The organism is Fontisubflavum oceani (assembly GCF_030407165.1).
GTDB classification, from domain to species: Bacteria; Pseudomonadota; Alphaproteobacteria; order Rhodobacterales; family Rhodobacteraceae; genus Rhodophyticola; species Rhodophyticola oceani.
Genome location: NZ_CP129111.1, coordinates 538,086 through 561,600 on the forward strand (window position 1 = coordinate 538,086; position 23,515 = coordinate 561,600).

Consider the following 23,515-nt stretch of genomic DNA (forward strand, 5'->3'; position numbering starts at 1 on the left):
ATGGGCGCATCCCGCCTGATCGGGATGCGCCTTTTTTCTTAACTGGATGATCAGACCCATGACCATCGATCTTGAGACATTGCTGACCCAGACGCACCCCTATGACAGCTTGCCGCCCGAAGATCAGGCGTTGCTGGCCGGGGATTTGGCGGAGCTGACCCTCGAGGCCGGTCAGGCAGTCTATAAGGTCGGAGAGTTGCAAGATGCGCTCTATCTGATCTTGAGCGGCCAGGTGCATATCACAGATACGACCGGCGCGCTTGTCTCGATCCTTGGCCCCAAGAACTCCTTTGGCGAGCGTGGCTTGATGAAAGATGGCTTTGCCGCCGTGACCGCAACGGCGGCAGAAGCGACAACTCTGGTAGCGATCCCGGCGGAGACCTTCCGCCGGCTTGTCTCGGATCACCCATCGATCAAGCGCTTCTTTGATCGTTCCAGGCCCGCGCAAACCCGCAAGCAAGACCTTATGACCTTGGTCATCGCCGATGTGATGACCCGCAATCCGATCACATGCGCGCCCTCAACCAGCCTCATGTCCGCGGCGCAGAAGATGCGCGATCGCAAGGTCTCCTGTCTGGTCATCTATGACGACGGTGTCTTATCGGGGATTTTAACCACTAAGGACCTGACCAACCGGGTCCTTGCCGAGGGGCTCTCCTATGACACGCCGCTTGGCGACGTGATGACAGCCAACCCACTCACTCTGCCGCCGACGGCCCTGGTCTCGGACGTGCTGATGGCGATGATCGAGCGGCGGATCAGCCACATGCCGGTGGTGGATGGCGGCAAGCTGGTCGGCATCCTCAGTCAGACGGATCTGACCCGGTTGCAGGCCACTTCCTCGGCCTCCTTGATCAGTGAGATCGCCGTGGCACCGGACAGCGCCACCATCGCGAAGATCGTCGCGCGCATCCCGGATTTCCTGGTGCAACTGGTCGGGGCCCATAATGCGCATCAGGTGGTCACCCGTCTGATCACCGATATCGGCGACGCGGCAACGCGGCGGCTTCTGAGCCTTGCCGAAGAGACACTTGGGCCGCCGCCGGTGCCCTATCTCTGGCTCGCCTGCGGTAGTCAGGGGCGACAGGAGCAGACCGGCGTCAGCGATCAGGACAACTGCCTGATCCTCGACGACGCCGCGACGGAGGCAGATGACGCCTATTTCGCCGCTCTGGCCAAATTCGTCTCGGATGGGCTGGATGAGGCTGGGTATTTCTATTGCCCCGGCGATATGATGGCGACCAACCCGAAATGGCGGCAGCCGCTCAAGGTCTGGCGGCGCTATTTCAGCGGCTGGATCCACAAACCCGACCCTGAGGCGCAGATGCTGGCCAGCGTCATGTATGACCTGCGCCCAATTGGGGGTGAAGAGAGCCTGTTCGCGGGTCTTCAGGAAGAGACGCTCGCGCTGTCCTCGAAGAACAGCATCTTCGTGGCGCATATGATCTCCAACTCGCTGAAACACACACCACCGCTTGGCCTGTTCCGCGGCTTTGCCACTGTCCGCTCGGGTGAGCACAAGAACACCATTGATCTCAAACACAATGGTGTGGTCCCCGTCGTCGATTTGGGCCGGATCTATGCCCTGCAAGGAGAACTGACCCAGGCCAATACCCGGGCCCGGCTGGTCGCGGCTGTGGAGGCCGGGATTATCTCAAGCACCGGCGGGCGTGACCTGATCGACGCCTATGATATGATCGCCGATACGCGGCTTGCGCATCAAGCCGCGCAGATCAAACACGGCGAGAAACCAGACAATTTCATGTCCCCCAGTGACCTCAGTGATTTCGAGCGCAGCCATCTGCGCGACGCCTTTGTGGTGATCAAAACCATGCAATCGGCCGCCGGATCGCGCGGCGGACCGCTGAGCTAACAAGAAAGAGACGCGCATGTTCCTCTCCCTCATGGCCACGCTGTTCGCCGGTTTCGCCGGCGCTGGCATGGTGTTGCTGCTTCGGACGGTGCTGAAAGATCGGATCCCGAAATGGGCCACGCCGGTGGCCGCCGGTGCCGCGATGATCGCGGCCACGATTGGCAGCGAGTACTCTTGGTATGACACCACCCGGCAGGCCCTGCCGGAGGGAATGGAGGTCGTCGCAACCCGAGAAAACACATCCTGGTGGCGGCCTTGGACCTATGCCGCACCTTATGTCGATGGATTCGTGGCCCTGGATCGTGTCTCGGTTCGCACCAATGACGCCGCACCGGGCGTCCATCTGCTGAACCTTTATGTCTTTGGCCGGTGGGCCGCGACAACCGAGATCCCATCACTGGTGGATTGCCTGGAAAACCGCCGGGCCGATGTGATCGACGGTGTGGAATTTGATCAAGACGGCGCACCGCTCAACGCCGATTGGCGGGATGTGCCCGAGGATGACGCACTGCTCAGTGCCGTTTGCACGGAGGCCACGAGCTAGACGACACGGCCGGGAGGGGCCAATCCGCGCGGGTAGAAGGAGGCCCGCAGTCCATGTTTACCCATCTCAGTCTGCGTTTGCGGATCTTTCTGTTCTTTGCCCTTCTGGCGCTTGGCGGCTCGGCGCTTGTCATTGGGGGCCTGACCATCGGTTACATGCGTCTGGGCGAGGACCATGCGCTGTCGTCCTTTGTGATTTCGGGCTTTGTCGGGGTCCTGGCGATTTTCGGGCTGAGCACCTGGATCTGGGTGCTGTTTGACGAACATGTGGCTCGTCCCGTCGAACGGCTGGCCGCCGATATGCGCGCCCGGGCCCATGCCGATGTGGATCACGACATCGATCACGCCCCGGCGCGGTATCTGGGTGATCTTGGCAACGCGGCAGCGGCGGTGGCGGCCAATCTCACCGAAACCCGCAATGCAATGGCGCTGGAGATCGGGCGAGAGACAGCTAAGCTCGGGCTTGAGAAATCGCGGCTTGAGGCACTGCTGGCCGAGGTCCCCGATGGGGTGCTCTTCTGCACCGCCGAGCATTCGGTGGTGCTTTATAATGGGCAAGCCCGAGAGGTTTTGGAGAACAGCCCCGCGCTTGGCCTGAACCGTCCGCTGGCGGATGTGATCCTGCCCGGACCGGTCCGGCAAGCCTATGACAGGTTGCTCGCGGCAGAGGCGCGTGAGGGGGCGGATATTCTCTGCGCCACGAAGGTGGGTGCCAAGCTTTTGGAAGCCCGGATGCGGTTGATGTGGCTGGAAGGCCAAGAAACCAAACAACCCGGTTACGTGCTCAGCCTCCGTGATGTCACCGGCGATCTCAGGGTACAGGCCGAACGGGCGCGCCTCCTGAATGACCTTCTGGCCGGGGTCGAGGCGGCGCTTCCCACCTTGCCGCAGGAGGCCCCGGCGGTCGCGGATTTGGCCGCCCTTGCGGCGGAGACGGCGGAGCGAAAAGCGCCCACGGATACTGAATGGTGGCCCATGGAGGCTTTGGCCGGGAACAATTTGAGCGGCGCGTTGAAGGCAAGGCTCAAGCGAAAGGGTGTGACCCTCACCTGTGATCTGCCTGCAACCAAGCTGCGCTGCGATGGGTTCGCGGTGACCCGGCTTCTGGAACGTCTGGCGCTTGATTGGGTCGGAGATGGCGCAACTGGCCTGTCGCTGCGCCTGGAGGAAACGGGCCCGGTCACCGCACGCCTTGTCCTCTCAGCCAATGGCGCGTTGCCCGATCCGGAAACCCTTACTACCTGGCTCGACACCCCGCTCAGCCCGGGCCTGGCTCAGTTTGCCGGCCGCGATGTGCTGATCACCCATGCCACCAAGGTGGAGATCGACCAGGCGGCCCCTGGATTGACCCTGACTCTGCCGCTTGCCTGCCCGCCACGGATCAGTAGCGCGCGGGTGATCCAGTATGATTTCGAGCTGCTGCATGCGGAAATCCCCGAAGAGATGTCGGGCGCAGCCCTGAAACAGCTCAGCTATGTGGTGTTCGACACGGAGACGACCGGCCTGAACCCACAAGTGGATGAGATTTGCCAGATTGCAGCGGTTCGGATCGTGAATGGCAAATTACTGGATGGGGAGCGGTTCGATATGATCGTCGATCCAGGACGCAAGATTCCGCAAGCCTCCATCGATGTGCATGGGGTGACCAATGCGATGGTTGACGGTGCGCCGCCGGTTGTAGAGGCCCTGAAACGCTTCCATGACTATGCCAATGGCGCCGTCCTCGTCGCCCATAACGCGCCGTTCGATATGAGCTTCCTGCAACGTCGCGAGGCCGAGATCGGCGCGCGGTTCGACCAGCCGATCCTCGACACGGTACTCTGTTCCGCGATCCTGTTTGGGCAATCGGCGGAGCATACGCTCGACGCGGTTTGTGACCGCTTGGGGATCGTCATCCCCGAGGCCGATCGGCACACGGCAATTGGCGACGCGATCGGCACGGCCGAGGCGTTTCGGAAAATGATACCGATGCTCGAAGCAGCAGAGCTGCCCACTTTAGGGGCAACGATCAAAGCTTTCGACAAACATGCCCGCCTGATTGAGCATCTGAATTGACGCCGGGCGGACTGCCCTTGGATATTCTTCTAGAAGAGACTTGAAAGGACAAAAGCATGGCCCGTGTGCCGCTTTACCGCAAAGCCGAAACCGAAATGCTGCGCCGGATTCGCAGTGGCGAATGGGAGGTTGGACGTCGGCTGCCGAATGAGTTTGGTCTGGCCGACGAATTTGGCGTCAGCCAGGGCACCATGCGCCGAGCTTTGATCACACTCGAGAGCCAAGGATTGCTGGCGCGAAAACCCGGGCGCGGCACGGTCGTGGCCAAGCCGGGAACCGCTTCGTCGACCGCAAAAAGCCCCAAGATCGATTTCGACCGGCTCTCGCACCCTGATGGAACCGCGCCGACATTGGAGATATTCCGCAGTCGGAGCAGCACCCGCCGGGCCGACAGCGATGAAGCTGAACTGATGGGCGAGGCGCGGGTGTTGGTGGCGGAACGTATGCTGAAACTGGCGGATGACCGGTTTGCGCTCGACGAGATTGTGTTGCCGGAGAGCCTTTTGGCGGCGTTTGATGGAGAGGCCGCCGAAGACCTGCCCGCACTTTTGACCGCCCATGGGTTGGAGGCGGCAGAGATATCCGACCGCCTCACGGCTGAGATGTGTTCGATGTCGGAATCCGTGGCCTTGTCAGTGGATCGCAACACCGCCCTTCTCGTCCTAACCCGGGTCGCCCGCGACAAGTCAGGCCGGGTGTTGGCCCGCCAGGTTCTCAAGATGATTTCCGAGAACGTCGGCTATGGGATTGTTTTGCAGGGCTAAATGCCGTCGATACAGACGTATTTTGTATCGAGGTAATCGTCGAGGCCCTGGCTACCGCCCTCCTTGCCCATGCCGGATTCCTTAACCCCGCCAAACGGCGCTTCGACCGTGGTGATCAGGCCGGAATTGATACCGATCATCCCGTATTGCAGGCCCTCATTCAGCCGGAACGCGCGCGCGAGATCACTGGTATAGGCGTAGGAGGCGAGACCAAACACCGTGTCATTCGCCATGGCAATCGCCTCTTCTTCAGTCTCGAATTTGAAGACCGGCGCGAGGGGGCCGAAAATCTCTTCTTGGGCGAAGGCCATCTCTTGCGTCGCGTGGGTGAGAACCGTGGGTTCAAAGAACTGCCCACCAAGCGCATGCCGCTTGCCGCCGGTTGCAATCTTGGCCCCCTTGGATGTGGCGTCGTCCAACAGGCTTTCGACCTTTTCCACCGCGTCGATATCCACCATTGGGCCTTGGGCCACGCCATCGTCCAGCCCATCGCCGACCTTGAGCGCCCGGGTCGCCGCGGCCAGTTTCTCAACGAACGCGTCATGGATGCCGGCCTGCACATAAATCCGGTTTGCGCAGACGCAGGTTTGGCCCATATTGCGATATTTCGAGATCATCGCGCCTTCTACAGCGGCATCGAGATCGGCATCGTCAAAGACGATAAACGGCGCGTTGCCACCCAGCTCCATCGAAACCTTCTTCACCGTATCGGCTGCCCCGCGCAGCAGCTCTTTGCCGACCTCGGTGGACCCCGTGAAGGTGATCTTACGAACCTCGGGCCGCACCATCATTGCGCCCGCAATCGCACGGGCCGAACCGGTCAGGATGTTGACAGTGCCGACCGGGAAGCCGACCTCTTCGGCCAATGCCGCCCAGGCCAGACCGGAATAAGGTGTCGCGGTCGCCGGTTTGGCAACGACGGTGCAGCCTACGGCCAATGCGGGGGCCAGTTTACGGGCCAGCATTGAGGAGGGGAAATTCCAGGGCGTGATCATGCCGACGACCCCGACAGGGTGCCGCGTGACCAAGATGCGCCGCCCGTTGACACCAGCGGGTACGATCTCCCCTTTGGCGCGGCGCGCCTCTTCGGCGAACCAGCGGACATATTGCGCGCCGATGGCGATCTCGCCTTTGGCCTCAGCGAGCGGTTTGCCCATCTCAACGGTAAGCAATTCGGCCAAGGCGGCTTGGTTGTCCATCAAGGCGTCATGCAGGTTCCAGAGGAGCCCCAATCGCTCCATCAATGGCATCTGAGCAAATGCCGGGAAGGCAGCCTCTGCGGCATCAATCGCGCGCATCGTCTCAGCCTCACCCGCATTCGGGACCGTCCCGATGGCGGCGCCATTGACCGGATTGGTGACATCGATGCTGCGCCCATCATCCGCGCCAACCCATTGACCCGCGATGAAATTCGCTTGCCGCAGCCAGGTTTGATATCCGCTCATCTGAACTCTCCCATTTTCACGGCCACATCCAGCATCCGGCAGGAGAAGCCCCATTCATTGTCATACCAGCCAAAGACCCGCAGCATGCCACCTTTGGAGCGCTTGATCTCCGGCCCCGCGACGACGAGCGATTCCGGCCGGGCGCGCAGATCGGATGAGACTAGGGGCTGCTCGGTAAAGCCCAGGATCGATCCCGCCGCCTCCCGCAGCATCTCGCGGGCCTCATCGGCTTGCGGCGCGGTGCGCGTGATCACGGCAAGATCAACCGCCGAGACGCTGGCCGTGGGCACCCGCACAGCCGAGCCAGTGATCCGCCCCGCAAGATGCGGCAAAACCAGATCAACCAGCTTCTCCGCGCTGGTCGTTGTCGGCACCATCGAGAGCGCCGCCGCGCGGACCGCGCCAGATCACCGGTTGGCGCATCAACGGTTGGCTGGCTCCCGGTATAGCAATGCACCGTGGTCAGAAGGGCCGTTTCCAGACCGTAGGCATCGTCTAGCACGCGTGCCAAAGGCGCCACCGCATTGGTGGTGCAGGAGGCGTTTGACACGATACGGTGTTTGGCGGTCAGCCGATCCTCATTCGCCCCCAAGACCAAGATCAGATCGGCATTGGGGGACGGACCCGAGATCAAAACCCGCCCGGCGCCCGCGGCCAGCCCAGCTTCGGCGACGGCCCGATCCTTGGCCCGGCCCGTGCAATCCATCAGGATATCGACCTCCCGAAGATCCAAAGCCGACAGGTCGGCTTCGCAGGTGAACGGGATCGCTTTGCCATCGATGATCAGCGACATGTCATCCTCGGCGACCGTGCCGGGCCAGGGGCCAAAGACGCTGTCATATTGAAACAGATAGGCGCAGGTCGCCAATGGCGCGATATCATTGATCGCGACGATCTCGACCTCGGGCCAACCGCCTTTGGCCCAAGCCCTCAGAACCGAGCGCCCGATCCGCCCAAACCCGTTGATTGCCACCCGCACGCGCATTGCTGTCCCTCCTGTGCAGGTGCAGTCATGCATGGGCGGGCGGAGAGGTGCAACTCTGACGTGCTGGCGCGATCAATCGCGCAAAACGCGGGCGCCAATTTCGGCGAGATAGCTGTCTTTATCGATATCGAGCCCCATCATCTCGATCTTACCGTCGATCATCAAAAACGACAGGCCATGCACGAAGCTCCAGAGGAGGAAGGCCCGTCGAACCGCCTCTGGGCCAACCTCATCATGACGCAGAAAATCGGCGACCTCCTGGCAGACCAATCCAAAGGTCCCTTCGCCTTGCGAGACCAGATTGGCATTGTCTGCATGGTCCTTGGCCAAGCCAAACATCAGGCGGAAAACGCCCGGCTCCTCAGTCGCGAAATCGACATAGACACGACCGATCGCACTAATCCGATCGATGCTGCCTTTGGGGAGATCCGCCAAGGCGGTCTGCATCTGCACATATTGACGCGCCATCCCAGCCGATGCGACGGCCTCCAGCATTTCATCCTTATCTTTGAAGTGCTTATACGGCGCGGCCGTTGACACTCCGGCAACCCGGCATGCCTCAGAAACCGAGAAATGGTCGGGGCCCTTTTCCTCAACCAAGGCCCGCGTCGCCTCAACCAATTGCGCCCGCAGATCACCGTGATGATAGCTGCGCCGTTTGGGGGCTTGGGGATGATTTTTCATGATCCGATTTCTTTCAGACATCGTAACCCTTGTCAAAGTTAGAAGTGCTAACTTATGTTAGAGGCGCTAACATTGCGAGGATGACGCCGTGACACCTTCCGCCCACCAAAGCCCGTTTCGCCGCTCTGTCCGGTGGATCGCCTCAACCGCCTTAACCCTCGCTGTCCTGGCCGGAGCCGCGCTAGGCGTCGGATTGGGTGCCGATGCCTTGGCCGACCGGGCCGAGGCAACCGAGGCGCCCGCAGCGGCGGCGCTTACGCCGGTCGATATTCTGCGTCTGACACCAACGACCGGCTACGCGATCTCACGACAGTTCACCGGGCAAATCGAAGCGCAGCAATCCGTGGCTCTTTCGTTCGAGTTGGGCGGGCGGTTGGAAATCCTTTCCGTCGACGAGGGCGACCACGTCACCGAAGGGCAGGTCTTGGCCCGGCTTGATACCGAGCTTCTCGACGCTGATCGCGCCCGCCTGTCCGCGGCACGCGATGCATTTGAAGCGCAGCGCAGCTTTGCCGAACGTGAACTGGCACGAAATGCCGCGCTTTCCGATCAAGGCTTCGCCAGCCAAGCCCGGGTCGATCAATCGCAAGCCACGCGCGACGAGTTGACCGCACGCATTGCGGAAACCGATGCTGCCATCGCGGCAATTGACATCCGATTGGAAAAATCGGTTTTGCTCGCCCCCTTCGCAGGCCGGGTCGGCGCGCAAACGGTTGATGGCGGCGAGACATTGGCGGCGGGTCAATCTCTGATGACGCTGATGGATCAAACCACACCCCGTCTCCGCGTCGGCCTTCCGCTCACTGTAGAGATGGCGCGTTTGGGGGCGGTTGAGATTGAGATTGACCAAGCCCGCTTCCCCGCCCGGCTGGTCCAAATTCGTCCGGACATCGACCCGGTAACGCGCACCCGCACCGCCTTGTTTGAGTTCACCTCTGACAATGTGCCGGCCTTCGGTCAGACCGCGTCGATCGTGATAGACCACCGCATTGAAACACCCGGCGTCTGGGTTCCGCTTGATGCCCTACAAGAAGGGACAGGCAGCCTTTGGACCGTGTTGGTGGTGGATGAACGTAACGTGGTGCGGCATGCGGCGGTGGAAGTTCTTCATGCGGAATCTGACCGAGTGTTTCTGCGGGGATCATTCGAACCGGGCGCGCGGTTGATCCGCGAAGGCGCGCATCGGGTGACCCCCGGCCAGTCCGTTCGCATCGCAAGCGAGAGCTGAACCAATGGAAACGCTCACCTTCCGACGGCCGCGACTCGTCGCCTTGATTCTGTTGGTGCTGATCTCGGCGGGATTGTCGTCATTCCTATCCCTTGGACGGCAGGAAGACCCGACCATCACCAATCTCTTCGCGACGGTCACAACCAGCTTTCCCGGCGCCGACCCGGCGCGCGTAGAGGCCCTGGTCACCGCCGAAATCGAGGCAGAGTTGCGCGAAATTGCCGAGGTCGACACGCTGGAATCGGTGTCACGCTCGGGTGTGTCGGTGGTATCGATCGAGCTGTTGGAGACGCTCGACGAGGCCACCATCGAGCAGGTCTGGTCCGAAGCCCGCGACGCCGTGGAAGACGCGCGGCGGACCTTCCCCGCTGGCGTCCAAGCCCCGGAGTTCAACGCAGAAGGCATCTCGGCCTATTCCGCCGTGATCGCGGTGACGTCCGATCATGACGCGGTGCCATTGAGCCTTGCGTATCGCCATGCGGAGACACTCGCCAGCCGTCTGCGCGCCATTCCATCAACACGAGCGGTTGATCTTTTCGGAACACCCGAAGAAGAAGTTCTGGTCGAGGTCGACCCTTCCAGCGCTGCGGCGCTTGGCTTAAGCATCGACGAGATTTCCACGCGAATTGCGGCGGCCGATGGCAAGGTCCAGGCGGGCCGATTGCAGGGCGGCGGCAGCGATCTGACAATCAATATCTCCGGCGAGATCGAGCAGTTGGCAAGATTGCGCGACGTTGTGCTGCGCGAGAATGCCGAAGGGGCCAGTGTCACCCTGGGGGATGTCGCGCAGATCGCGCGTGCGCCCCGCGACCCGGCAACGGAACTTGCCCTCGCCAATGGCCGCCCTGCTATCTTGGTCGGCGTACTGGCGCAAGACGGCGTCCAAATCGACCGCTGGATGGGGTTTGTCCGAGAGGAACTGGCCGCTGGAAGCGATGCCGTGCCGGTCGGCCTCTCGGAAGTGCTGATGTTCGATCAAAGCACTTATACGGCGGATCGTTTGGCCGAAGTTGGCACCAATATGGCGATCGGCGTGGCGCTGGTCGTGGCGGTGTTGTTCGTGACCCTCGGGGTGCGGGCCGCTGCGGTGGTTGCTCTGGTTCTGCCGGTCGTGTCGTTGGCAACGCTTGCAACGATGAACTTCATCGGATTGCCCATCCATCAGATGTCGGTCACCGGGTTGATCGTCGCACTCGGCCTTTTGGTCGACGCGGCCATTGTGATGTCGGATGAGGTTCGCCAGCGCCTCGCCCGTGGCATGGCGCGGATTGATGCGGTCGGCGATGCGGTGAAACGGCTGGCCGCGCCGCTTTTGGCATCAACCGTAACCACGGCGCTGTCATTTACACCCATGATCCTTCTGCCCGGCCCGGCAGGTGATTTCGTGGGATCGATTGCAATTGCGGTGGTCCTGATGCTGCTCTGGTCGCTTTTCGTGGCCCTCACCGTGACCCCCGCCCTAGCGGGATGGGTTCTTCCCGCGGCGGGACGGGGCAGTTTTCTCAGCAAAGGGGTCAGTTGGCCCACTCTCGCCAAGGTGTTTGAAGCCTCTGTCTTCTGGGCGGTCCGGAACCCGGTGAAGTCCATTGCGGTTTCATTGATCCTGCCAGTGTTGGGTTTTGCCGCCTTCCCGACTCTCACTGCACAGTTCTTTCCAGGTGTGGATCGGGATCAATTCTATCTGGAGGTCGAAATGCCGCCCGGCACTGCGATCTCAGACACCGCGGCAATCAGCATGGAGATTGATGCCATATTGCAGGGCGAACCTGATATTGCCTCGGTCTATTGGTCCATCGGGCAATCCGGCCCGGCCTTCTACTACAATATCACCGGCGGACGGTCGCAAGAACCGGGCTATGCCCAGGCGATGATCACATCGGCTTCGCCCGCGGCATCGGCCCGGATGGTGCCTGAGCTTCAAGAACGTTTAGATCTTGGCTTTCCGGATGCGCGGATCACCGTGCGCGGTCTGGTTCAAGGCCCGCCCGTGGCGGCACCGGTCGAGTTGCGTTTGGTGGGCCCCGATTTGGACCTGCTACGGGCGCAGGGCGATGAATTGCGCGCAATCATGGCGGATCTTGATCTCACCACCCAAGTGCGCGCCGGTGTGACAGGCGGCGCGCCGCAAGTCCGTTTTGAAATCGATGAAGTGGCTGCGCGCCTTCTCGGTCTGGATGTGAGCGATATTGCGCGCCAGTTGGAGGCTGGGTTGGTTGGGGTCACCGGCGGCTCACTGGTGGAAGGCACCGAACAATTGCCGGTGCGGGCGCGGTTCGATACCGACACGCGGGGCGATCTGGCGGCGATTTCTGATTTACCAATTCTGCTGCCCAGTGCGGCCACGCTTTCAGCCAGCGGGCAGTTTCCGGCTGTACCGCTCTCGGAATTGGCAACACCCGTTTTGGAACCCGCCGAAAGCGTCATCACCCGGTTCAACGGGGAACGCGCGAATACAGTGCAGGCCTTCATTGTGCCCGGCGTTTTGCCGGAAGAGGCTTTACAATCCGTACTGGCCGCTTTGGACGAGGCCGGATTTCAACTCGCCCCCGGCTACCGGATGGAATTGGGCGGCGATTCCGATGCACGGTCCAGCACGGTGGGCAATCTCTTGGCCTCGATTGGTGTGATCGTCACGCTGACCATCGCGACGATTGCGCTGACCTTCAACTCCTTCCGCCTGACCGCTGTGGCGTTGGTTGTCTGCGGCTTGTCGGCGGGTCTGTCCATGCTGGCATTGGCGGTGATGCAGTATCCGTTTGGAATCAATGCGATCATTGGGGTGATCGGGTCCATCGGCGTCTCGATCAACGCCGCGATCATCATTTTAACCGGGTTGAAAGCCGACCCGGAGGCGGCGGCGGGCGACAAGGCCGCGATGGCCCGCGTGGTGACCGGGTCGAGCCGGCATATCACCTCGACAACGATCACAACCTTTGGCGGGTTCCTGCCCCTGATCCTGCAGGGCGGCGGGTTCTGGCCGCCTTTCGCGGTGGCGATTGCAGGCGGCGTGTTGTTGTCGACGGTGGTATCCTTTTACTTCACCCCGCCGATGTTCGCGCTTCTCTATCGTGAGCGTCAGAAAACGGCCATCGTTGCGTCGCGAACAAAAACATCGGAACCGTTGATCCTGCGGCACGCAGCCGAATGAGGCCCTTAGTGGAAGTCCCGAGATTTTGGGATGATCCGCACATTGCGCGGGTGCCCGGCTCGGGGCTCCGGCACGGGACGGCGCACCTCATCGGCATGGGCCAGCGGCACCGGCATCGGGTCATTCGCCAAGCGGCTTAACGCATCGGTGCGGTCCTCCAATCGCTCCGCCACCACATGGATGATATCGGCGTCACGCTGCACCCGGCCATGCACGACGATTAATCGGGACCGCATAATCACCTTGCGATAGGCGGCCATCACCTTGGGCCAGATCACCAGATTGGCGATGCCTTTCTCATCCTCCATCGTGATGAAACAGACGCCCTTGGCGCTGCCTGGGCGTTGGCGGACCAACACAATACCGCCCATTGAGACCTGCTCGCCATTATGGGTGCGCGCCAGGGTCTCTGTTGAGATAAATCCTTGGTTGGCCATGCTTTTCCGCAGAAAGGAGAGCGGATGCGCTTTCAGAGACAAACGTAGGGTTTGATAATCCGCCACCACATGTTCGCAAACCGGCATGGTGGGAAGCGCCACGCGGGTCTCGGCCCCTTCATCCCGGGTGTCCTGGGCGGTGAAAAGCGGCAGGTTCGGCGCGTCCTTCAAAGCGGCGGCGTCCCAGAGCGCGGCTCGGCGATCGAGCCCCATGGATCGAAACGCATCCGCAGCGGCGAGGCGGCGCAAGCTGCCCGCATCCAACCGCGCGCGGGTTTTAAGGTCTTCGAGATCGGTGAATGGCCCCTGTCGCGCCGCCACCAACCGCAGCGCCGCGTCTTCTTTCATCCCATCAACCTGGCGCAGACCCAAGCGCACGGCGAATGTCCCAGGTGCGATGGGCTCAAGGGTCGAATCCCATTCCGAGAAATTCACATCCGGCGGGCGCACCTCCACGCCGTTCTCCTGCGCATCCCGCACGATCTGCGCGGGCGCATAAAAGCCCATCGGTTGCGAGTTCAGAAGCGCCACGCAGAAGACATCCGGGTGATGGCATTTCAGCCAACTCGACACATAAACCAGATGCGCGAAACTGGCGGCGTGGCTTTCGGGGAAGCCATATTCGCCAAACCCCTCGATCTGACTGAAACAACGCGCGGCAAACTCCGGATCATAGCCGCGTTTGACCATCCGCCCGACCATCTTTTCCTTATGATCGCTGACCATACCTTTGGCGCGAAAGGTCGCCATGGCTTTGCGCAGTTGATTGGCCTCCTCGGGGGAAAACTCCGCCGCAACCATGGCGATTTTCATCGCTTGTTCCTGGAAAATCGGCACACCGAAGGTGCGGCCCAAAATCTGTTTCAGCTCATCCGGCGGGCCGAATTCCGGCGCGGGCGAGGGATAATCTTCTGGTTCCTTCCCCGCGCGCCGCCGAAGATAGGGATGCACCATATCGCCCTGGATCGGCCCGGGGCGGACAATCGCGACCTGGATCACCAGATCATAGAATTTGCGCGGTTTCAGGCGCGGCAACATGTTCATCTGTGCCCGGCTTTCGACCTGAAACACGCCAAGGGACTCGCCCCGGCAGAGCATATCGTACACCGCCTCATCGCCCTCTTTGATCGAGGCAAGCTCCAGCGGTGTGTCATAATGGGCTTTCAGAAGATCAAAGGCTTTACGGATGCAGGTCAGCATGCCCAAGCCCAAAACATCGACCTTGAAGATGCCCAACTCGTCGATATCGTCCTTGTCCCATTCGATGAAAGTGCGATCCGGCATCGCGCCATTGCCAATCGGCACCGTCTCGATCAGCGGATGCTGGGTCAGGATGAACCCGCCCACATGCTGGCCCAGATGGCGCGGCATACCGATCATCTGATCCGCCAGTTTGATCGCACGTGACAGATGCGGATCGTTCAGGTCAAGCCCCGCCTCTTCGGCCTCTTTCGCGCCGATCTCCCGCCCGAAACTGCCCCAGATGGTTTTGGCCAGCGCCGAGGTCACATCTTCGGAGAGGCCCATGACCTTGCCCACCTCGCGGATCGCCATACGCGGGCGGTAATGGATCACCGTGGCGCAGAGGCCCGCACGGGCGCGGCCGTATTTCTCATAGATATGCTGGATCACCTCTTCGCGGCGTTCATGTTCGAAATCGACGTCGATATCGGGCGGCTCGCGGCGCTCTTCGGAGATAAAACGCTCAAACAGCACGTCGTTCAGATCCGGGTCGACGGAGGTGATCTCAAGGCAGAAACACACCGCGGAATTGGCAGCCGAACCGCGCCCCTGACATAAGATTCCGATGCTGCGGGCATAATGCACGATGTAGCGGATGGTCAGGAAATAGGGCGAAATATCGAGCTTGGAGATCAGCGCGAGTTCTTTCTGGAGCGTGGCGCGAACCTTCTCCGAGATACCTTTTGGGTAGCGTTTGGCCGCGCCCGCCCAGGTCAGTTCGGCCAGATACGCATCCGCCGTTTGCCCCTGGGGTACGGTCTCTTCGGGGTACTCATAACGCAACTCATTGAGCGAGAAGGCGCAGGCATCGGCCACCTCCCGCGTCGCCCGGATCGCATGGGGCCAGTCCGCGAAGAGCCGGATCATCTCAGACGGTGATTTCAAGTGCCGCTCCGCATTCGCGTGCAGCAGGAACCCGGCCCGGTCGATGGTGGTTTTCTCGCGGATACAGGTCATCACATCCTGCAATGGCCGCCGGTCGGGCGCGTGGTAATGCACATCATTGGTGGCCAGGATCGAGAGTCCAAAATGCCGCGCCAACCGGTCCAAATGGTTGATCCGCGCCCGGTCATCACTGCGATAGAGATAGCTGGCGGCGATATGGCGGAGCGTCGGCAAGCGACGGGCCAACTGGCGCAGTTGCACCGCCAAGTCATGCAAATTCTCTGGCGGCACAAGGATCAACTGTATCTGATCCGCATGCGCCGCAAGGTCATTCAGCGTGATCTGACAGGCGCCCTTTTCCTGCCATTCACCGTCGGGCGTCGACATCTTCCCCTTAGAAAGCAGCGCGCAGAGTTGCCCATAGCCGATCCGGTTGCGCGGATAAGCCAAGAACGTCTCGCCCGAGATCAATGCAACCCGGCAGCCAATGACCGGGCGGATATGCGCTTTGGTCGCTTCCGCATGGAGCCGGACCACGCCCGCCATCGTGTTCAGATCGGCGATGCCAAGCGCGTCATAGCCCTGTTCCCAAGCCGTTGCGGCCAGATCCACCGCATCGGACGCGCCATAGAGGAAGGAAAAGCAACTGGTCACCCCAAGCTCCACATACGCCGCGCGCTGGTTAGGGGTCAGGCCGTCAGTCTCCAGCGTTCGGCGTTTATGTTGATGATCATTTTGCGGCATTAGGCAAACGCCCCATGTAGAAACCAGCGCGGCGCGCCGCCCCGGCCATCGCCATGCAGCCCCTCGCGATAGAGCCAAAACCGCCGCCCGGTTTGATCCTCAACCTTGAAATAATCGCGAAGCCGGGTGCCGGGCCGGTCATTCCACCATTCCGGCGCGATCCGTTCTGGTCCCGCATAGCGGGTGACATGCAAGGTCTGCCGCCGCCAGATGAATTGCGCAGGCGGGCCTTCGGGAACAGCGTAGAGCACGCGGATTTCTTCAGGATGCTCGAAGAGGCGTAAGGGTCTGTCCCTGGCCGGTGGGCTCACCGGCGCGGTCGGGGCGGCCATGGCGCTTTGCCAATTTTGGGCCCGTTCCGGCACATGGCTGGCCCACGGCGTGGGCCGGGTCACCGCGGACGCGCCAAACCGGGCCACCAGCCGATCGATCAGGCGCGCAAGGTCAAGATCGTCTTCTGCCCCGCCCTCCAAGCGATGTTGCGCGATGACAAGCTCTTCGACGCCGCCCGCCTCCAGCGTGATCAGATCGAAGCCGAAGCCCGGGTTGATCCGCTCCAATTTACCCTCAAAGAGACGCTCCAGATGTCGTGCCTCCCGGCTCGGGCGCGACATGGCCGCCGTGATCGTGCTGAACTCGCCATCGGTGTGATAGACCGTCAGGCGCAATTTGCGGCAGCCCATCCCCTCCCCGGCCAGTTGTGCGCAGAGCGCTTTGCAAAGCTCCGGCAGATGAGGCGTTGGGTCTTGGATCGGTTCCGCCAAACGCGCGAGGGTGCGAAAAACCGGCGGCGCATCGGGGCTGGAGATCGGCTCGGACGCACGGCCCATGGCCTGATCCAGCCGCATCAGCGGATTGCCGTCCAACTCAGCCCGGGCAAAGCGGCGGGTCAGCGACAGGCGCGGGATCGCGGCCAGATCACCGATGGTTTTCAGCCCCAAGCGATGCAGGAGCAGCCCGGTTTTCTCCTCCAACCGCAAGGCGCGCACGGGTAAGGGGGCAGCATCTCGGCCTCCTGCCCTTTGGCGCAAATCGCACGGACCGGGCCAAACCGGGCGAGTGCCCAGGCCGCGCCCCAGGTGGGGGCCATCGCGATCTGACTGCTGAGGCCCAGCCCGGCCAGCCGCTCTTCCATCTCGCGCAACAAAGCAACCTCACCACCGAAGAGATGCGCCGAGCCCGTGGTGTCCAGGATCAGCCCATCCGCCCCATCCGTCACCGTCCAGGGGCACCAGCGTCGGGTCCAGAGCATCAGTCGCTCTAACGCCCGCCGGTCGCCGTCCAAATCCGCCTGTTCAACCTGCAAATCCGGGCAGAGCGCGCGCATATCAACAACCCGTTCGCCCACCCGCATCCCCGACAAGCGCGCGGCCCGGTTGGTGGCATGGATCACCGGGCCATGAGCGCCCTCGGTCGCCAGGGCCAGGGGCAAATCATCCGGCGTCGCGCTCCCCTGCTGCGCGGCCCATTTCTGCCAGCGCTCCATCGCCAGATGTGGCAGAAAAATCGAGACGATGCGCCGCCCGGTCATACGACACCATCCAATCGCCCGGCTTGGCCTGTCGCGAACGGAACAGGTCCACATGCCAGCGGGGCACCCCTGGGGCTTTGGCATCGTCTGGATGCGCCGCGGACGGGGCGGAGGTAACCCGCCAGCGATTGCGCGCGGCGCTCAAATTGGGTGCCCCCGCCCGGCGGACCAACCAGCAGGGCAAGGCGTTGCTGTCGGCCCGAAGTGCTAGGCGCTTGGTGGCCGTGAAGCTGAGCGCAGGCGGGTCGCCCCAGATCTCGCCCACCACGGCGGCCAAGGCCCCGCAGCCCAGACCATCTTCCATTGCTTGCAACACATCCGCCGCGCGCCCGACCTGCACCCGGAGCAGCGGCACACCGCTTTGCACCTCGGTCAGATAAGGCACACCCGCCTCGCGGGCCGAGACCCGATCTTGCACCCAAAGCACCGGCCCCTGCCCGCGCGGCAAGGTCGCCAGAAGGAACCCGACCGCGCCCGCATCGCAGGCCGTTTCCGGGAACAAATCGGAGAGCCCGTTGCGCCGGCACAGATCGGCCATCCGCGTCCGGGCCGGTCGGGATTGTGCTTTGAGTGTGGAAACAAGTGACGCCATACACGCGAGTCGCCCAAGGTTTGTTCTTCTTTTGTTCTAATGATTCTGCCGCCAGAGTCAAATCGCATCAGCATACAGGGAAGAGGACCGCATTGGCACATTGCTCAACGCAGCGACAACATCCGTGTCTCGGGAACTCGGCTCCGCCCGAGCGACCCTATTTCTCGTGAGACGCCGGAAACTCAACGGGGCCGCCTTGCGCTTCCCAGGTGGAGAACCCCTCGCGCAAATGCGCCGCGTCAAAGCCCATGTCTTGCAAGGTCGCCGTACTGAGCGCTGAGCGCCAGCCGGAGGCACAGTGGAAGACGAAGGTTTTGTCTTCGCCGAAGATCTCTTTGAAATATGGGCTTTGCGGATCAATCCAAAACTCCAGCATGCCGCGCGGGGCATGAAAGCTACCGGGGATATAGCCGCTGCGCTGCCGCTCGCGAACGTCGCGAATATCGACAATCACCAGGTTGGGGTCCTCCATCTGCGCGATCAAATCCCGCGTCTCAATCTCTTTGATCCGCGCCCGCGCTGCGGCCACCATTTCGGCCGCGCTGGTTTTCAAATTCGGCATCCGCTTCCTGTTCCGCCATATGGCATAAGTTTCTTGAACACTGACCCAAGCACCTCATCTCAACAACATATCGGCCAGATATCAAGGCGCACCCCAAGCCCACGATTTGGCCCCTGATTGATGTGTAACGGGGCCGAACCGGTCTCTTCGGGCGAGCTTCTATCAGACAACATTCATCAGCCAGGCAACTGGCGAAAAACAATCGAGGACGGTAACACTCGATCAGCCGTCATCCCAACGGATGCCGATCCAATAGACCGCAACCCTGCGGCCCCAAGACGAAACGGAGAGCCAGATGAGTGATCAACCTATTGCCCTTGTGACCGGTGGTGCCCAAGGCATCGGATATGCCTGCGCCGAAGCATTGGCCGCAGATGGGGCCAAGCTGATCCTTGCCGATGTCAATGCAGAGGGCGTGGCAGCCGCAGCGGAGGCGTTGGGCGGCGGCACGGTCGGCCTTACCTGCGATATGAGCGACCCGGCGCAGATCAACGCGATGTTTGACACGATTGAAGCCGAGCATGGGCCCGTCTCGATCCTGATAAACAACGCGGGCATCGCCATGCCTGCGGAGTTCCTCGACCTGTCCCTGGAGAGTTTTCAGAAGGTTATCGACGTCAACCTGACAGGCACTTTCGTGGCCTTGCAACGCGCGGCAAAAACCATGGTCACCAAGGGTATTGAGGGGTCGATTGTGAACATGTCGTCGGTCAATGCGGTGGTGTCGATTCCTGCGATTGCGGCTTATTCAGCCTCCAAAGGTGGCGTGATGCAGCTGACCAAAGCCGCGGCTCTGGCTTTGGCGCCCCATAACATTCGGGTCAATGCGGTTGGACCCGGCTCTATCGACACCGCAATGATGGCCGGTGTGAATGCGAACCCCGAAGCTTTAGAGCGCGTTCTGTCGCGCACACCGTTGAAACGGGTCGGCAGCCCGCAGGAGGTGGGCGATGTAGTTGCATTTTTGGCGAGCTCCAAGGCCAGCTATGTGACCGGTGAGACGATCTATGTCGATGGCGGGCGGCTTGGCCTGAATTACACCTGCTAAGCCTGAATGAAGACTGGGATCGGCGCGACCGGTCTAAGGCGCGCCAATCTCCATCTCCGCCAGGATGTTGGCAAAAGACGCCCCATGCATGTCGCGGTCTAAGGCCGTGCCCTGAATGCGCGGTCGTGGCAGGCTGAATTTCACCACGTTCAGATCGGCGATCTCGAACCGTTTCAGATCGCTCAGATCCGCGCCCATGGCATTGGCGGCGATATCGGACGACACCCCGTCACACACCCGCCGAAACACATCCGGCGAACCGCAAAATATGTCGATCGTCAGCCAGAATGGCCCGGCGTTTTTCGACCGAACCTTGGTGACGATATCGGCCAATCTGATCATGGCCCAACCTCCACTGTGGTCAGGTCGAAAGCGTCCATTGGATCGTCCAACTCTAATACATGGTTGAGGCAGAACTCGTAGATCGCCCCCCGCGACATCTCCGTGGGAGAGAACGGGAAGGCGAAGGTCGGCATCTCTTCTTGTTCGGTAAGCGCGTGGTGGAGCAGATAGGGGTTCAGGATTTTGGCAACCTCTTGCGCAATCGCTTGGGTCTCGGCCGTGACAATGCCCATCACGCCAACCTCGCTCCCTGTCTGCGCGTGGCTATCGAGTTCGCCCAAGGTTGCATCCAAACCGATCACCCGAAGCTCCAGATCGAACTGCCCTGCCACACTTGCGCGGGCCTTGGCCGTACATTTCTGTTGAATATCGCTGCACCAAGCCCGGATATTGGCAACGTAGCGGGGTTCCCGCACCAGCACGAGGGAGACGGTCTGATACCCCGCCAGCCGCGCGCCCTCTAATTTCACTGTGTAGCGATCGGATGGCACCCACTTGCTGCCCGTGACACGAACCCGCTGCGGATCAAGCGCTTCGTACTGCGCGGCGGTGACATCCAGATGGCCCCCCGGTTCATAGAGCAGAAACGGGTCGCTGTTTTCATAAAGCATATGGGCCGAAACCGTGTATGGCGTGGCCCTTGCATCAGAGCCCATCGGGGTGATGACGAAACCTTCCATATCAAACTCGATCAGAATGGTGCCAGACCCTGGGTTTGTCGTGGCCAACGCCCCACATTCGCCAATCTTTGCGCCATGCCACGCGCCGCCAGGGTGGCAGCCTTGAGCAAGTGGAAGGGCCGAGATGATCGCCGTGTCGGTTGTGCGCCCGGCAATCACGATGTCGGCGCCGGTTTCCAGCGCCGCTTGGATCTGCTCTGCGCCAGCTAGGGCAACGATATTGGTGCAGCTAGTCAGCAACCCCGCAGAGATCTCCAGCGCGGGGCCCAAGGGCGCGATACGGCCGGCGGCCAAGGCTGCCACCATCTTCCCGCTATCCTGGCCGCTCTTCAGAACCGCGATCTTCAGCCGCTCACCGGTTTCCGCCGCGATCTCGCGCGTGATGTCGAGCAGCCAATCCACCGCATCATCTGCGCCGCTGGTGCCCGCCGTACCAATCACCAAGGGCACCCCGGCTTCCGCCCGGGCGGCCATGATGTCGGCCCATTCGGCTTTCACCGATCCCCGCGCATATTTCGACGTTCCCGTGCCCAAATAATGCGGCCCGCTATCGGTGGAACCGCCATCAATCGCAATCAGATCGGGCTTGGCCGCCACACCATTGGCCAATGCCGCGCGATCAAACCCCAGACCCAACGCGCCGGAGGGGATCAACACCTTGGTCATCACTCACCTGCCAAGTAGGGACGCCCCGCTCAATCCCCGTCGGCCACACCCTTGGCCCTGGCCCGGGCGCGGCGCGCGCGATAGCTTGGCAAGATCACCAACAAAAGCGCAATGACCAACAAGCCCATTGTCATCGGACGTTCCCAGATGAAATCCAGGCCACGATAAAGCTGCATGGAACGGGAGAAATTATCTTCCAGCATCGTGCCCAGGATGAACCCGATCAACAGGGGCGCAAGTGGATAATCCGCGAAGCGCAGGATTGTCGCCAACACACCAAGCCCGACCAAAATCAGAAGCTCGGTTGCGTTGTTTTGCCCAATATAGGCCCCCATCAGCGTAAAGAAGAGGATGAACGGGATCAGATAGTTGCGCGGGATCGACAGGATCTTCGCGATATACGGAATCAGCGGCAGGTTCAGGATCAAAAGGACCAGATTGCCGATAAACATCGAGATGATGACGGCCCAGAAAATCTCTGGCGTGTCCACCATGAGGCGCGGACCTGGGGTAACGTTCAAAGCGATGAGCGCGCCAAGCAAGATCGCCGTTGTGCCCGACCCCGGAATCCCAAGGGTCAGGAGCGGCACAAACGAGCCCGTACAGGCCGCGTTATTGGCGGCCTCTGGCGCCGCCAGCCCTTTGACGGAGCCTTTTCCGAACTCCTTCTGCTCCTCCCCCTTGGCGAGGTTCCGCTCCACCGCGTAGCCCAGGAAAGAGGCGATGGTCGCCCCTGCACCCGGCAGAACGCCAATGAAGAACCCCTGTACCGATTGCCGACCGATGACCGGGGCCATCGCTTTGCCTTCGTTCCGCGAAAAGCGCAGGCCGGTGATCTTGCCACCGCCGCCCTCACCTTCGGTCGCACTCCGCGCCGGGTTGAGAACCAGGAACATGGCTTCGGGCAGCGCGAACATCGCCATGGCCAGCGTAATGAAACTCAGCCCCGATTGCAGATCCATCAGACCCATGGTGAAGCGCGGCATGTTGAACAGAGCACCTTCGCCCACGGTGGCCAGGATCAGGCCCAGAAGCGTCATCATCAGAGCCTTGGCAACCTGCCCCGTGCCCGCGAAGGCCGCGATGGCGGAAAGCCCTACGACCATCAGAGCGAAGTACTCCGCCGAATGGAACAAGAGCGCCACCGAACTAAGCGCGGGAGCGAAAATCATCAGGAGAACCGCAGAAATCGTGCCACCGGCAAAGCTGGCGACGGCGGCGATGGTCAGCGCCTTCCCAGCCATGCCTTTTTGCGCCATCGGATAGCCGTCAAAGGCGGTCGCCACAGTGCCCGCGACCCCCGGCGCGTTCAACAAAATCGACGAGGTCGAGCCGCCGAAAATCGCGCCGTAATAGACACCGGCCAGCAAGATCAGGGCGGCGGTCGGATCACCAATCGAAATCGCCACTGGGATCATAATCGCAATAATCGACATGGGCCCAAGGCCCGGCAACATCCCGATGAATGTCCCGATCAAACAGCCGCCGATAACCATTAGGATATTGGTGAGGGAGAAGGCCGTGCTGAGGCCAATCATGATACCTTCAAGCATGTCTCAGACTCCCATGAAGAACGGCAAGGGGCGCAGGAAGATGCCGAGCACCTCTTGCACCAAATACCAGACGACGCCCGAGGCGATTGCGCCCGACAGGATCATCACGATCCAGCGGCGTTCGCCCAGAATGAAACTGCCCACGAAAATGAAGCTGGTGGTTGCCAGCAGAAACCCAATCGGTCGCAGCAAAAGCGCATAGGCCACCATCAGGCCCAACAGCATCAGCGCCTGACCCAAATTGTAATCGGTGAGGCGACGATAGTTGATCGCCGTGGCGCTCGGCTCTTCGGTATCATCGGATTTCTCCAAGTCCAAAAGCACGATCAACCCAACCAGGGCGCCAGACACCGCGAGGACTTTCGGGAAGGTGGACGGCCAGACCGGATTGCGCTGCATAAACGGCGGCAAAAGCTGGTCCATGGTGAAAAACGCCGCGTAGCCATAGACGCAGCAAAAAGCCACGAAGATCAATGCGATCCATCGGTCAAGCGCCATTGGCTGTCCC

At 61.4% G+C, this 23,515-nt stretch carries 18 protein-coding genes and 1 pseudogene; 7 read left to right on the top strand and 12 right to left on the bottom strand.

Annotation, left to right across the window (positions count from 1 at the left end):
- Nucleotides 1-58 precede the first annotated feature (58 nt).
- Genes QTA57_RS02785 through QTA57_RS02800 form a run of 4 tightly spaced genes read left to right on the top strand, consistent with a single transcriptional unit; the run spans nt 59 to nt 5,235 of the window.
- Entirely contained in the window at nt 59-1,873 is a 1,815-nt protein-coding gene (locus QTA57_RS02785) for a DUF294 nucleotidyltransferase-like domain-containing protein (protein ID WP_290153460.1), read from the top strand.
- 16 nt (nt 1,874-1,889) lie between these two features.
- Nucleotides 1,890-2,417 (top strand): hypothetical protein, encoded by a 528-nt coding sequence (locus QTA57_RS02790; RefSeq protein ID WP_171557245.1) that lies wholly within the window; start codon nt 1,890-1,892, stop codon nt 2,415-2,417.
- Between the two features lie 53 nt (nt 2,418-2,470).
- Nucleotides 2,471-4,471, top strand: a complete 2,001-nt coding sequence (locus QTA57_RS02795) for a 3'-5' exonuclease (RefSeq protein WP_290153462.1) — start codon at nt 2,471-2,473, stop codon at nt 4,469-4,471.
- Between the two features lie 56 nt (nt 4,472-4,527).
- Nucleotides 4,528-5,235, top strand: coding sequence for a GntR family transcriptional regulator (locus QTA57_RS02800; RefSeq protein WP_290153463.1), 708 nt, complete (start codon nt 4,528-4,530; stop codon nt 5,233-5,235).
- Here the strand turns inward: QTA57_RS02800 and QTA57_RS02805 are convergent.
- The 3 genes and pseudogenes from QTA57_RS02805 to QTA57_RS02815 form a co-directional block, all read right to left on the bottom strand.
- Entirely contained in the window at nt 5,232-6,680 is a 1,449-nt protein-coding gene (locus QTA57_RS02805; protein ID WP_290153465.1) for an NAD-dependent succinate-semialdehyde dehydrogenase, read from the bottom strand. The two genes, QTA57_RS02800 and QTA57_RS02805, sit on opposite strands and share 4 nt — an antisense overlap.
- Nucleotides 6,677-7,665, bottom strand: a pseudogene (locus QTA57_RS02810) (type I glyceraldehyde-3-phosphate dehydrogenase). The gene QTA57_RS02805 and the pseudogene QTA57_RS02810 overlap by 4 nt, the downstream one beginning before the upstream one ends.
- 72 nt (nt 7,666-7,737) lie before the next feature.
- The gene (locus QTA57_RS02815) at nt 7,738-8,349 is read right to left on the bottom strand and encodes a TetR/AcrR family transcriptional regulator (protein WP_145212580.1); all 612 of its coding nucleotides are present in this window, start codon (nt 8,347-8,349) and stop codon (nt 7,738-7,740) included.
- Between the two features lie 88 nt (nt 8,350-8,437).
- On the opposite strand from QTA57_RS02815, the gene QTA57_RS02820 reads away from it, so the two are divergent.
- On the top strand, nt 8,438-9,577 hold the full coding sequence (locus tag QTA57_RS02820) for an efflux RND transporter periplasmic adaptor subunit (protein WP_290153466.1): 1,140 nt from the start codon (nt 8,438-8,440) through the stop codon (nt 9,575-9,577).
- A gap of 4 nt (nt 9,578-9,581) precedes the next feature.
- Nucleotides 9,582-12,725 (top strand): efflux RND transporter permease subunit, encoded by a 3,144-nt coding sequence (locus QTA57_RS02825; protein ID WP_290153467.1) that lies wholly within the window; start codon nt 9,582-9,584, stop codon nt 12,723-12,725.
- Between the two features lie 5 nt (nt 12,726-12,730).
- Here QTA57_RS02825 and QTA57_RS02830 read toward each other — a convergent pair whose 3' ends face one another.
- From QTA57_RS02830 to QTA57_RS02845, 5 genes are all read right to left on the bottom strand, one after another.
- The gene (locus QTA57_RS02830) at nt 12,731-16,033 is read right to left on the bottom strand and encodes an error-prone DNA polymerase (RefSeq protein WP_290153469.1); all 3,303 of its coding nucleotides are present in this window, start codon (nt 16,031-16,033) and stop codon (nt 12,731-12,733) included.
- On the bottom strand, nt 16,033-17,007 hold the full coding sequence (locus QTA57_RS02835; protein WP_330696746.1) for a DUF6504 family protein: 975 nt from the start codon (nt 17,005-17,007) through the stop codon (nt 16,033-16,035). Before QTA57_RS02835 ends, QTA57_RS02830 begins: the two co-directional genes overlap by 1 nt.
- On the bottom strand, nt 16,965-17,519 hold the full coding sequence (locus QTA57_RS18285; RefSeq protein ID WP_330696747.1) for a Y-family DNA polymerase: 555 nt from the start codon (nt 17,517-17,519) through the stop codon (nt 16,965-16,967). The genes QTA57_RS02835 and QTA57_RS18285 overlap by 43 nt, the downstream gene beginning before the upstream one ends.
- On the bottom strand, nt 17,467-18,102 hold the full coding sequence (locus QTA57_RS02840; RefSeq protein ID WP_290153471.1) for an ImuA family protein: 636 nt from the start codon (nt 18,100-18,102) through the stop codon (nt 17,467-17,469). Before QTA57_RS02840 ends, QTA57_RS18285 begins: the two co-directional genes overlap by 53 nt.
- Before the next feature lie 211 nt (nt 18,103-18,313).
- Nucleotides 18,314-18,718, bottom strand: a complete 405-nt coding sequence (locus QTA57_RS02845) for a rhodanese-like domain-containing protein (RefSeq protein WP_290153473.1) — start codon at nt 18,716-18,718, stop codon at nt 18,314-18,316.
- Nucleotides 18,719-19,013: 295 nt separating this feature from the next.
- Between QTA57_RS02845 and QTA57_RS02850 the strand changes: the two genes are divergently transcribed.
- A complete protein-coding gene (locus QTA57_RS02850) occupies nt 19,014-19,766 on the top strand; it encodes an SDR family NAD(P)-dependent oxidoreductase (protein WP_290153474.1) in 753 nt (250 codons plus the stop codon).
- A gap of 33 nt (nt 19,767-19,799) precedes the next feature.
- On the opposite strand, the gene QTA57_RS02855 is transcribed toward QTA57_RS02850, so the two are convergent.
- Genes QTA57_RS02855 through QTA57_RS02870 form a run of 4 tightly spaced genes read right to left on the bottom strand, consistent with a single transcriptional unit; the run spans nt 19,800 to nt 23,505 of the window.
- A complete protein-coding gene (locus QTA57_RS02855) occupies nt 19,800-20,108 on the bottom strand; it encodes a DUF4387 family protein (protein WP_290153476.1) in 309 nt (102 codons plus the stop codon).
- Nucleotides 20,105-21,454 (bottom strand): acyclic terpene utilization AtuA family protein, encoded by a 1,350-nt coding sequence (locus tag QTA57_RS02860; protein ID WP_290153477.1) that lies wholly within the window; start codon nt 21,452-21,454, stop codon nt 20,105-20,107. The genes QTA57_RS02855 and QTA57_RS02860 overlap by 4 nt, the downstream gene beginning before the upstream one ends.
- A 29-nt stretch (nt 21,455-21,483) precedes the next feature.
- Nucleotides 21,484-23,007, bottom strand: a complete 1,524-nt coding sequence (locus QTA57_RS02865; RefSeq protein ID WP_145212610.1) for a tripartite tricarboxylate transporter permease — start codon at nt 23,005-23,007, stop codon at nt 21,484-21,486.
- A gap of 3 nt (nt 23,008-23,010) precedes the next feature.
- A complete protein-coding gene (locus QTA57_RS02870) occupies nt 23,011-23,505 on the bottom strand; it encodes a tripartite tricarboxylate transporter TctB family protein (RefSeq protein ID WP_290153481.1) in 495 nt (164 codons plus the stop codon).
- Nucleotides 23,506-23,515 lie beyond the last annotated feature (10 nt).